Annotated in this window: 9 protein-coding genes; 5 read left to right on the top strand and 4 right to left on the bottom strand. The window is 54.7% G+C overall.

The genetic code is table 11. The annotated features are described in order from the left end of the window. Nucleotides 1-69 precede the first annotated feature (69 nt). From moaA to DW757_RS15445, 3 genes are read right to left on the bottom strand one after another with little or no spacing between them, the layout of a single operon-like run. Nucleotides 70-1,068, bottom strand: a complete 999-nt coding sequence (moaA, locus tag DW757_RS15455; protein ID WP_118752178.1) for a GTP 3',8-cyclase MoaA — start codon at nt 1,066-1,068, stop codon at nt 70-72. Then, complete coding sequence (moaC, locus tag DW757_RS15450) at nt 1,061-1,558, bottom strand: cyclic pyranopterin monophosphate synthase MoaC (RefSeq protein WP_118752177.1); 498 nt, start codon at nt 1,556-1,558, stop codon at nt 1,061-1,063. The genes moaA and moaC overlap by 8 nt, the downstream gene beginning before the upstream one ends. A gap of 21 nt (nt 1,559-1,579) precedes the next feature. Further along, nucleotides 1,580-2,605: a molybdopterin-binding protein gene (locus DW757_RS15445; RefSeq protein ID WP_118752176.1), complete on the bottom strand. Its 1,026-nt coding sequence runs from the start codon at nt 2,603-2,605 to the stop codon at nt 1,580-1,582. A gap of 510 nt (nt 2,606-3,115) precedes the next feature. Here DW757_RS15445 and yqeB point away from each other — a divergent pair. Further along, entirely contained in the window at nt 3,116-4,459 is a 1,344-nt protein-coding gene (yqeB, locus tag DW757_RS18080) for a selenium-dependent molybdenum cofactor biosynthesis protein YqeB (RefSeq protein ID WP_347560002.1), read from the top strand. An 85-nt stretch (nt 4,460-4,544) separates the two neighbouring features. Here yqeB and yqeC read toward each other — a convergent pair whose 3' ends face one another. Then, a complete protein-coding gene (gene yqeC, locus DW757_RS15435) occupies nt 4,545-5,372 on the bottom strand; it encodes a selenium cofactor biosynthesis protein YqeC (RefSeq protein WP_182433328.1) in 828 nt (275 codons plus the stop codon). A 781-nt stretch (nt 5,373-6,153) separates the two neighbouring features. Here yqeC and proS point away from each other — a divergent pair. From proS to DW757_RS15405, 4 genes are all read left to right on the top strand, one after another. Further along, nucleotides 6,154-7,587 (top strand): proline--tRNA ligase, encoded by a 1,434-nt coding sequence (proS, locus tag DW757_RS15425; protein WP_118752172.1) that lies wholly within the window; start codon nt 6,154-6,156, stop codon nt 7,585-7,587. 90 nt (nt 7,588-7,677) lie between these two features. Continuing rightward, complete coding sequence (locus tag DW757_RS15420) at nt 7,678-8,970, top strand: CCA tRNA nucleotidyltransferase (RefSeq protein WP_118752171.1); 1,293 nt, start codon at nt 7,678-7,680, stop codon at nt 8,968-8,970. A gap of 824 nt (nt 8,971-9,794) precedes the next feature. Beyond that, nucleotides 9,795-10,553 (top strand): adenosylmethionine decarboxylase, encoded by a 759-nt coding sequence (gene speD, locus DW757_RS15410; protein ID WP_021965875.1) that lies wholly within the window; start codon nt 9,795-9,797, stop codon nt 10,551-10,553. After that, complete coding sequence (locus DW757_RS15405; RefSeq protein ID WP_008398905.1) at nt 10,553-12,049, top strand: aminotransferase class I/II-fold pyridoxal phosphate-dependent enzyme; 1,497 nt, start codon at nt 10,553-10,555, stop codon at nt 12,047-12,049. The genes speD and DW757_RS15405 overlap by 1 nt, the downstream gene beginning before the upstream one ends. Nucleotides 12,050-12,063 lie beyond the last annotated feature (14 nt).

Raw genomic sequence — 12,063 nt, 5'->3', positions numbered from 1 at the left:
CCCGCAATTCATTCAAAAATCTTCATTTTAGACTTGACTTTTAATAGTTAGTCTTTCCTCCTATCTTTTCTAGCCTCCGATCTGGCTCATGGATTTTCGTTCGCTGACGGACTCTGCCCGGTCAAAGCAGTGGGCGGGGGGCTTTGAGCGGACAGCAGCCTCAATGGCACTGCTAATCTCACACAGCAGCTCGTCTCTGTCTCTGTGCTGGCCTCTGAGGACAGGGGCCAGACGGATGCCGTCCTCGTAGCAGAGACAGGGCTTTAATGTCCCCGTGCTGGTGAGGCGAATCCTGTTGCAGGAAGAACAGAAGGAGTGGCTGACTGCCTCGATAAAGCCCACCGCGCCCTGAAAGCCCGGGGCTGTGTAATATCTGGCAGGACCGTTTCCTCTCCTTTCTCCCTCGGGGAGGGGCGAGAGCAGAGGCCACTGTTCCTTCAGACGCATAAGGGCAGAGGAGGGAGAGGGGGGCCCTCCCGCCTCTGTCCGGGCACCGGGGCCAATGGGCATCTGTTCGATAAAGCGCACGTCTACGGGAAGCTCCCGGGCGAGAGCTGCCAGGGGAAGAAGCTGAGACTCGGTTTCCGGAAGCATTACCGCATTGATCTTCGTCCTGAGCTTTCCGGAGCAGAGCTTCACAGCGTCCAGTACCTGCACAGGGCTTCGGGAACTCCTTGTGATCTCCTGAAACTGCTTTTCATCGAGGGTGTCAAGGCTTACGTTCACTCCGTCCAGCCCGGCCGAAAGAAGCTCTTCCAGATGTTCAGGGAGCAGCAGGCCGTTTGTGGTGAGTGTCACCTGCCGGACGCCGGGAAGGGCTTTCAGCCGCCTGATAAAATCCGGACAGTCTTTTCTGAGCAGCGGCTCGCCGCCGGTGATTTTAAACCGGTCGATGCCAAGCCCCACAGAAGCCTCGGCGACGAGGAGCAGTTCCTCATAGGTAAGGATATTCTCGTGAGCCGTCAGAGGGACACCCTCCTTCGGCATACAGTAGCGGCAGCGAAGGCTGCACCGGTCCGTGACAGAGATGCGCAGATAATCGATGGTTCTGCCGAAGGGATCAGTCATGGCCGCCCTCCTGAAAAGAGAAATCCCCGCTTTTTCCGCCGTGTTTCTCAACAAGGTGCACCTGCTCGATCACCATTCCCCGGTCAATGGCCTTGCACATGTCATAGACAGTCAGGAGGGCTGCGGAAACCCCGGTCAGGGCCTCCATCTCCACCCCGGTCCGGTCGGTGCAGCGGACGGTGCACACGGCTTCCACGTAACATTTCTCTTCTGACTCTTCGGACAGGGAAAAATCTACGGTGCTTTTGGTAAGGTTCAGCCGGTGGCATAGAGGGATCAGATCGGCCGTATGTTTGGAGGCCATGATCCCGGCAATCTGCGCCACTCCCAGCACGTCTCCCTTTTTTGCCGTCCTGTTCTTTACGGCTTCGAAGCACTGGCGGCTCATGCGTATCCGGCCCCTGGCCACAGCTGTCCTTTCGGTGGCTGCCTTTTCGCTTACGTCCACCATCACGGCATTGCCGTTTCTGTCAATATGTGTAAAATCCATTTGAAAACCTCCTATAACCTCCTATATTCCCTTTCCGAACCCGCAGTTTGGAAAATGGCATTCCGGGCAGTTCAGACACAGTCCCCCATGCCCCAGACCGGAGAGCCAGTCAGAGGTCACAGGCACATCTGCCAGAAGCCTCGGGAGCACCAGGTCAAAAATCGTCCGCCCTGCGTACATGACGCAGCCGGGCAGTCCGCATACCGGCCTTCCGTCAGGCAGGTAGGACATTAAGAACATGGCTCCCGGAAGAACCGGAGCTCCGTAGCTGACAATTCTGGCTCCGGAGTTGCGGATAGCCAGGGGAGTGCGGTCGTCGGGATCCACGCTCATTCCCCCGGTGCAGAAAATCATCTCGATCCCTTCATCGGCCATGCGGCGGATCGCTTTTGTAATCTCCTCGTCCCTGTCGTCGCAGATTTCGTGGGCAGCCATGACGCAGCCGTATTCGGCCAGCTTTTCTTCGATCACAGGGGTAAAGGTATCCTCTATCAGACCCCGGTAGACCTCGCTTCCGGTGGTGACGACGCCGAAGCTCTTAGCCCGGAAGGGCAGGACAGAGAGGAGAGGTTCTGTGCCGGCTGCAGCCCTGGCCTCCTCCATCCTGTCCTTTTTGATGACCAGAGGGATGACTCTGGTGCCGCACAGCCGGTCGCCTGCCCTGACGGGAAAACCGCCTGCTATGGTGGCGATCATCATGTCCCCCAGTTGATTAATGCTCCCAAGCCGCTCAGTGTCTGCCATGAACAGTCCGTCCCTGTCGGCGATCAGCTCAATTTTCCCCTCCTTTGGGGCGGTGGCGTGCATGCCGGGGCCCTGGCAGAGCTGGCGCAGAATTTCCGCTGCGTCATTTTCGTGGAGCATGGTGTCGTCGTTTTCCCAGATGTAGACATGCTCTTTCCCCACGCTTAAAAGTACCGGGATATCCTCAGGCCTGATAATATGGCCTTTCCTGAAGACGGCATCCTTGGTAACACCCTTTATAATCTGCGTAATATCGTGGCAGAGCACCTGTCCCACTGCATCCTCTGTGCGCATCAGCTTCATACGATAACCTCCTGAAAAATAATCTGTCCTTCCCTTTGGAAAGACATAAAAAAGCTGTCAAAACCAGAAAGTCCTGACAGGATCTGTCAAAACCGCCGGTCTGACAGGGCTGCCCCTCCTGCCGCCGTGATGTGCGCCGGCAGGCAGCAGACAGCAGTCAGCAGAGCGCAGGCAGCTGCGCTTAAATTATGTTCCTTATGTTCCTGTTTATACGTTCGTTTTGTTTGCGAATAACGATAGCTCAAGTATACCATACCGCCTGTTTTGGCTGCAAGAAAAAGGCAGACAGGGAGACGTAAAAAAACAGGGGTCAACCGTCCGTTATTTTTGTGAACGATTAACGAAAATGCCTGTAAAATAAAGAAACTGGAAAAAGAGACTCCCCATTTCAGGAAGGGGATGATAGAATGGTGGAAGCATAACTTCGGCGCCGGAAAGATCCGGATGTGCCCTGGCAAAAAACAGGGCAGAGCAGGAAGCAGGAGAAACGGGGAACAGGAGAAACAGAAAATGGAGAGGCGTTTTAAAATACAGTCAAATCTGCGCATCGTAAACTGCGAAAAAAAGGAAAAGGCCTTTGGGCCGGGGATCGCTGCCCTTCTCGAGGGAGTTGAGACTCATGGCTCTCTGAGAAAAAGCGCAGCCCTGATGAATATGAGCTACAGCAAGGCATGGACGGTACTGCACGGATGTGAGGCGCAGCTGGGATTTGCGCTTTTAAACAGCCGTATCGGAGGAAGGTGCGGCGGCGGAGCAGAGCTGACGGAAGAGGGAAAAGGACTTCTGGAAAACTACCGGGCCTTCGAGAAGGAGGCCGGAAGAGAGCTTGGAGATCTGGCAAAGAAATATTTCCCCGGGTATTTTTCCGAAGATTTTCCAGAGGAGCCCAGAGGAGAGAGCGGCGGCAGAAACTGCAGAGGAGCGAGAGAGCCTGGAAACGGCGAAGACCATGGAAACAGGGAAAACCGTGGAAACGGCGAAAGCCAGGAAAGCCTTCAGGGTACGACGTCTGGCGGCTTTAAGCGTCCGTGGATCCTGGTGCGGGGAGCCGGGGATCTGGCGACAGGCATTATCCTCAGGCTCTGGAGCTGCGGGTTTCGGGTGGCGGTGACAGAGTGCAGGAAGCCCTCGGCCATCCGCCGCCGCGCTGCCCTCTGTGAGGCCGTCTGGGAGGGGACATCCTGTGTGGAGGGAGCCCGCTGCCGCAGGGTTGAAACCCTCCGGCAGGCAGAGCTTGCCGAAGAGGAGGGCGTGATCCCCCTGTTTGTAGACGAGGAGGCAGCCTGCATCCGTCTGCTGCACCCGGCGGCCGTCATAGACGCCATTCTGGCCAAGCGGAATCTGGGAACCGCCAGGGAGATGGCCCCCATCACCGTGGGGGTGGGGCCGGGCTTTACTGCCGGGGAGGATGTGGACGCGGTGGTGGAAACCATGAGGGGACACTTCCTGGGACGTGTGATCTGGCAGGGAGCCGCCATTCCCAATACGGGAATCCCGGGAGAGATAGGGGGATTTTCCTCGGAGCGGGTGATCCATTCCCCCGCCTCCGGCCCCATGCGGTTTGTGAAGGAAAACGGAAAAACGGCCGTGGATATCGGAGCGGCGGTGAAGAAAGGGCAAATCATCGCCTGGGCAGGGGATACGCCGGTTTATGCCTCCCTGGACGGAGTTCTCCGGGGTTTAATCCGGGAAGGCTATGAGGTGAAAAAGGGATTAAAAATTGCAGACATTGATCCGAGACCGGAGCAGGCCGCCTTCTGCGATACGGTTTCAGACAAAGCCAGGGCTGTGGCGGGAGGGGCAGTGGAAGCCCTTCTGGCGGCTTCGGCCAGAAAAGGAATCAGGCTTCTGTAGTGCTGTCCAGTTCAGCAGTTGAAAAACAGCCGAAAGCAGCAAAAAACAACTGAAAAACAGCCGAAAACAGGTGTCTCTTCCCCTGTCAGGAAATTTCGTCAAATATCCACTCCCACAGAGGAAAGGAGTGGGAGTTCAGACTTCCCATGCGGCAGTCCAGCCCCTGGTCTGACAGCAGCCGGGCGGCTTTTCTGGCCTCACGGAGGAGGGAGGAGGCGTCTGGCCCGCCAGAGCCCTTCCGGGAGCAGAGCAGATCAGCCTGGTTTAAGAGGATCTTGACTGGAAAGATCTGGGAGGACGGGGAGCTTTCCGGACTCTTCTCCTGAAGGACAGGAAGGGCGCGCCCTGCAGCCCGGATCGCATCTTCGATGCAGAAGACAAGCTCAGAGGCTCCTGCGATCTGACGGGGGTTTTCCTTCCAGCCCGGATGCAGTTCATAGCGGTGGACGCAGTCACACACAGGTCTTCCCAGGGCAGAGAGACCTGCCACGATAAGGCACAGGCTGGTTTCCGGCGGAAGGACAGGCTCGCCTTTCCGGTGGAGCTTTAGGGGAAGATGTCTGGAGCCGTCCGCCTCGCAGACCGTAAGATCTGCTGTCCGGCAGGCCGCCTGCAGGAGCTTTTCATCTAGGGATGTCAGTTTCCCGGCCCCGGCACTTTTCCCCGCGCACACAATCCCCGGCTTTTTTAGAGACTGTTTCAGGGACGCCCAGTCCGGATTTGCCAGAAGCTCCCTGCTCTCGGGGGGATTTAATGGATAAATATGGGTGGTGGTTGTGTAAAATACGGAAAGCCCCCGATCAGAGCCTTCTCTGGCCAGGCGTTTCAGGGCGGTGGTTTTTCCGCCGGAGCCGATGACAGCGATGACAGGGCGGCTCTTCTCCCTGTCCGGACGGTTTAGTAAGTCAGACAAAGCTTCTCCTTTCCGCCGAAGCATTCCCCCCTGGTTTCAGAGCCGGAAAGCAGCGGCAGGCTGCCGGCAGATGAACAGACGGCGTATAAACAGGCATGTAAATAGTTATAAGTATATAATATTCAAGTCTAGCGGATTCCAGCAGGAAAGACAAGCACCTGAGTCTGCATTCCCCGAAAGAACCGGACAGAAGTGGGATGGGAATGAGGCACAAACAGCTTGACAAACCGATTTTCACAGCGTAAAATCAGCCTGTGGACAAATGGAAACATGGCTGAGAAGAGGCCCAGTAGATTCTGATACACTTCCAGAGAGGGGATGACAGGTGGGACATTCCCGTGTCACTCAGAGTTGAACCTTCCTCGGAGCTGTGCATGAGGCAGAGATAAGAACAGAAATTGAGAAAATCCTGCGAAAGTGCAACGTAATCCGGCGTTAACGGAGCATTGAGAGAGCTGAAATCTTCTGACTGAGAATCAGAGCAGAGGAAACAAGGTTAATCAGGGTGGTACCGCCGACAGCAGAGCTGATCGGTCCCTTGCTAAGAGGGATCGGCGGCTTTTTTTGTTTCAGGCGGGAATCCTGCAAAGCAGGATTCTGTTTTATAGGAAATTCTTCCGAGCCTGTGAAAGAAAGGTACTTCGCCCAAAAGCAATCTGCCTGCAGAGATAGGGGCTGCGGTAGGAAAGAGCCCGCTGAGCGCCGGAACAGAGAATCGCCGGAATAGAGATGCGGCAGAAAAGAAAAAGAGAGAAAAAAGAGTATGAGAGAGGAGATAACCATGGCTAAAGAAAAGAAATTGGTGGAAGCCATCACTTCCATGGATGTGGACTTCGCCCAGTGGTACACAGATGTGGTAAAAAAGGCAGAGCTGGTGGATTATTCCAGCGTGAAGGGATGCATGGTCATTAAGCCGGACGGATACGCCATCTGGGAGAATATTCAGAAGGAGTTGGACAGACGCTTTAAGGAAACAGGGGTACAGAATGTATACATGCCCATGTTTATTCCGGAAAGCCTGCTTCAGAAGGAGAAGGATCACGTAGAGGGATTTGCGCCGGAGGTTGCCTGGGTAACTCACGGCGGACTTGAGCCCCTCCAGGAGAGAATGTGCGTGCGCCCGACCTCCGAGACCCTGTTCTGCGATTTCTACGCAAGAGATATTCAGTCCTACAGGGATCTGCCAAAGCTTTACAACCAGTGGTGCTCAGTTGTGCGCTGGGAGAAGACCACAAGACCGTTCCTGCGCTCCAGAGAGTTCTTATGGCAGGAGGGACATACAGCCCACGCCACAGCAGAGGAGGCAGAGGAGAGGACAGAGCTGATGTTAAACCTCTACGCTGATTTCTGCGAGGAGGTGCTGGCGATGCCCGTCATCCGCGGAAGAAAAACGGATAAAGAGAAATTTGCGGGAGCAGAGGCTACCTATACGATCGAGGCCCTGATGCATGACGGAAAGGCCCTCCAGTCCGGCACCAGCCACAACTTCGGTGATGGATTTGCAAAGGCTTTCGGTATCCAGTTCTCCGACAAGGACAATAAATTAAAATACGTTCACCAGACCTCCTGGGGAATGACAACCCGTCTGATCGGAGCCATTATCATGGTGCACGGAGACGACAGCGGCCTTGTACTTCCTCCGAGGATCGCTCCCACACAGGTAGTGATTGTGCCGATCCGCCAGCAGGTAGAGGGAGTTCTCGACAAGGCATACGAGTTAAAGGACATTCTCTCCGGCTTCAGCGTGAAGGTAGATGACTCTGACAAGAGTCCGGGCTGGAAGTTCAGCGAATCTGAGATGCGCGGCATTCCGGTGCGTGTGGAGATCGGACCGAAGGATCTGGAACAGAATCAGGCTGTGCTGGTGCGCCGTGACACCCATGAAAAGATCACAGTCTCCTTAGATGAGATCAAGGAGAAGGTGACAGAGCTGCTTGATACCATCCAGCACGATATGTTTGAGCGGGCAAGAGCCCACCGGGACGCCCACACCTACACAGCCACCAATATGGAGGAGATGAAGGAGCTGGCAGACAATAAGCCGGGATTTATCAAGGCCATGTGGTGCGGCTGCCAGGAGTGCGAGGACAAGCTGAAGGAAACCGTGGGCGTTACGTCCAGATGTATGCCGTTTAAGCAGGAGAAGGTGGCTGACACCTGCGTCTGCTGCGGAAAGCCGGCAGTGAAGATGGTTTACTGGGGCAAGGCATACTAAAGGCCCCTGCACTGCGCCTTGCCATGTGACAGCCCTGCCACAGAGCAGCAGTGAGGGAACGGATAAGGGCAAAGGAGCAGAGCAAAACAGATGGATATTACGAAAAAGGCAGAGTTTACAATAAAAATTCCCCCTCAGGTAGAGTGGATCCTGAAAAAGCTGAGAGACAGCGGATACGAGGCATTTGCGGTGGGCGGCTGTGTGCGGGATACTATCCTGAACCGTATTCCGGGAGACTGGGATATTACCACCTCGGCGAAACCTGTGGAGGTTAAGGCGGTATTCGGAAAAACAGTGGACACAGGGCTTCAGCACGGGACTGTCACGGTGATCCGGGATCACGTGGGCTATGAGATCACCACCTACCGGATCGACGGCGAGTATGAGGACGGACGCCACCCCAGGGAGGTGGAGTTTACCTCTGATCTGAGGGAGGACCTGCGCCGCCGGGACTTTACCATAAACGCCATGGCCTACAGCCCTGAAACGGGCCTGGTGGATATCTTCGGAGGCATGGAGGATCTGAAAAACCGCACGATCCGGTGCGTGGGAAATGCGGTGGAGCGGTTTGGTGAGGATGCTCTTCGGATTATGAGGGCAGTCCGCTTTGCCTCCCAGCTGGACTTTAGTATTGAGGAGGAAACCTACAGGGCTCTCTCGGGGATCGCCCCCAATCTGGCTCATGTGAGCAAGGAGCGGATACAGGTGGAGCTCACCAAAACCCTCCTCTCCGGGCGCCCCCAGGGGGTGCTGGTCATGGAGGACACGGGGATGTGTCCCTACATGACGGCAGGGTTTCCTGGGATCTTTTCAAAAGCCAGGGAGTCAGGCATCAATCTGGAGGAGCGCCTGAAGAGAAGCGCCCTTCTGCCCCAGGAAAAATCTCTCAGGTATGCAGTCTTTTTAGGGCATTTGGGAGAAAAGGGCGCCTGCACCATTCTCAGGGAGCTGAAACTGGACAATGACACCATCCGAAGGGTTAAAACCCTGGTTCGCTTTATGGAGGAAACGCTTCCGGAAGACGGGCCGGCCCTCAGAAGAATGATGAGCCAGATGGAGGACAGCCTGTTCGACAGCCTGCTTCTCATGATAAAAACCGTTTTTCCAGAGCAGATGGAGGACGTCCTGAAAACCGAGTCCCGATGCCGCAGGGTGAGGGAGCGGGGGGAATGCATCCGGTTAAAGGATCTGGCGGTGACGGGAAATGATCTGATCGCCGCAGGGATGAAGCCCGGTAAGGAGATGGGGGAGAGGCTCAGATACCTGTTTGAGCTTGTCCTCTCAGAGCCTGCTCTCAATGAAAAGGAACTCCTTTTGAAGGCGGCCTGTGATGCCAGAAAGGAGCAGCCGGACGGAGGGCAGAACCAGACGGAAAAACAATAAAATCCATTGACAAAAAAGAAAAAATCAGATATAGTAAACCCGTCATGGGATCAAAGTGAAAGCAGAGTTTCCATGCAAATATTTTTGCCCACCCGAAAGGGTTAAGGCCATACGGACAGCCGGGGCAAGTGCCGAACTGGTAACATTTTGTTGCCTTATTGATTGAGTCAAAGCTCAAATTTTATAAGTTGGTTACTTTACAACCGATACGCAGTCTGCGTGCAACCACTTGTGAAACGGTCAATAAGAGTAGTAAAAGTGAGATATTTGCTATATAGACTCTGAAATTTGTCATTCCATGAGAATATGCGTGGCCCCGGAAGAGACTTCCGTGATACACGCTCCAGCCCCTTGAGGCGCTGTCAGGATTGAGTAACATACATACAGAAAGCAGAAGATGCCGGCAGAAGCGCTGTGCCTGTCAGAGAAAGGCGCGGGAGGAAGGCGCGATTTCTGCTCTGCGGGTTCCTTCAGCGGAAGGGCCAGGCCGGATTTTGAGGCTGAAGGTGCGTGAGCTTCCCGGTTTCAGAAAGTGCATTATTTCGGAAAGCGCTCTGGGAAGAGCCTGGGGCATTCCTGCTGAAAGCTGTGTGTATCTGGAGAGAACATCACTGAGAGCAGAAGAGGGAGAGGGCAGCATATAAAAACATGGAACATACCGCAAGGATTGTGTGCGAACAGGCGTACAGTCCCTGCGGTTTTTTTATTATAAATTATAAAAGAAAGCAGACGGTCTGCAGAGCAAAGTGCCCTGCAAAATGAGAATCAGTCCGGTGAAAGAAAACGGCCAAGGGCCAGGCGATTACAGAAAGAGGAGTAAAGATATGGGGGAGAAACTGAAGCTGTACGGGTTTAACAACCTGACCAAGTCCCTGAGCTTTAATATTTATGATGTCTGTTACGCAAAGACAGCCAGGGAGCAGAGAGATTATATTGCCTATATTGACGAGCAGTACAATTCTGAGCGTCTGACGGGAATCCTCACAAGCCTGACGGATATGATCGGGGCGAGGGTTTTAAATATTGCCAAGCAGGACTACGATCCCCAGGGGGCGTCTGTGACGATTCTGATTGCCGAGGGCAGCATGATTCCGGCAGGGGAGACTCAGCTGGCCCATCTGGACAAAAGCCATGTGACGGTACATACCTATCCGGAGTACCATCCGGAAACCTGCCTTGCCACCTTCCGGGTGGATATCGATGTGGCCACCTGCGGGGAAATTACCCCTCTTTCCACTCTGGACTATCTGATCCGTTCCTTTGACTCAGATATTATCACCATGGATTACCGTGTCAGAGGGTTTACAAGAGATATGGACGGCAGAAAGCTGTTTATGGATCACAGGGTTACGTCCATTCAGGACTACATTGACCCGGAAATCCTGCTGCGCTATGACGCGGTGGATATCAATGTATATGAGGCCAACCTGTTCCACACAAAGATGATGGTAAAAGAGGTAGATCTTCAGAATTATCTGTTTAAGACCGATATTTACGAGCTGCCGCCGAAAGTCAGGCTGGAAATTATGAACAGCCTCCGGCGGGAGATGATAGAGATATTCAGCGGCAGAAATATTTACTGATGCGGGGCCGCGCCGCAGGAGAGGAGGAAACGCCCGTGGAGACATTCACTCAGGAAAATGCCCCGATTTTCGAGGCACTCGAGCGTTTTAAGAGTATGAGAGTGGTCCCGTTTGACGTGCCGGGACATAAGAGGGGAAGAGGAAACCCGGAGCTGGCAGGGCTTCTGGGAGAAAAATGTGTGGGAATTGATGTGAACTCCATGAAGCCCCTGGATAATCTCTGCCACCCGGTTTCCGTGATCGCCGAGGCAGAGCGCCTGGCAGCCGAAGCCTTCGGCGCCGCCCACGCCTTTCTGATGGTGGGGGGAACCACATCAGCCGTGCAGAGCATGATCCTCTCTGTGGTAAAGAGGGGCGATAAGATTATCCTGCCCAGAAATGTTCACCGGAGCGTGGTGGGGGCGCTGATCCTCTGCGGGGCGGTTCCGGTTTATGTAAACCCGGAGTGCGATATGCGCCTGGGGATTCCCCTGGGAATGAAGGTGGAACAGGTAGAACGGGCTATCAGGGAGAATCCGGAGGCAAAAGCTGTGCTGGTGAACAATCCCACCTACTACGGGATCTGCTCTAATCTCCGGGAGATTGTGAGGCTGGCCCACGAAAATGGAATGCTCTGTCTGGCGGATGAGGCCCACGGCACACATTTTTACTTTGGAGAAAACCTGCCTGTCTCAGCCATGGCAGCAGGAGCGGATATGGCGGCTGTTTCCATGCACAAGTCGGGAGGGAGCCTGACCCAGAGCTCTCTGCTTCTCACCGGCCCGGCCATGAATGTGGGACATGTGCGCCAGATCATCAACCTGACCCAGACCACCAGCGGATCCTACCTGCTCCTGTCAAGTCTGGACATTTCCAGACGGAATCTGGCTCTCAGGGGAAAGGAGGCCTTCGCAGAGGTGGTGCGCATGGCAGATTACGCCAGAGGCGAGATCAACGCCATCGGAGGCTACTACGCCTTTTCAAAGGAACTGATAAACGGAGACAGTATCTATGACTTTGATGTGACAAAGCTCTCGGTTCACACTTTGGATGTGGGGCTTGCAGGAATCGAGGTCTACGACCTGCTTCGGGATGAGTATGATATTCAGATTGAGTTCGGCGATCTGGGCAATTTCCTGGCCTACCTGTCCATCGGTGACAGACAAAGAGATCTGGAGCGCCTGGTGAGCGCCCTTTCAGAGATACGAAGGCGCTTCGGAAAGGAAGGGACGGGGATGACGGTTCCGGAATACATCGATCCCCAGGTGGCAGTGTCGCCTCAGGAGGCCTTTTATGCAGACAAGGAGTCCCTCCCCATCGAGGAGACGGCCGGGTACATCTGCAGCGAGTTTGTCATGTGCTATCCGCCGGGCATCCCGATTCTGGCGCCTGGTGAACGGATCACAGACGAGATTCTCGCCTACATTGCCTTTGCAAAAGAAAAGGGCTGTACCATGACAGGGCCGGAGGACGCAGATATCCTGAGGCTTAACGTAATAAAAGGGAGCAGGAGCTGATGACAGGCTTCAGG

It is taken from the genome of Clostridium sp. AM29-11AC (genome assembly GCF_003480545.1).
Classification (GTDB): domain Bacteria; phylum Bacillota; class Clostridia; order Lachnospirales; family Lachnospiraceae; genus Otoolea; species Otoolea saccharolyticum_A.
This window is presented reverse-complemented; position numbering and strand designations above follow the sequence as displayed.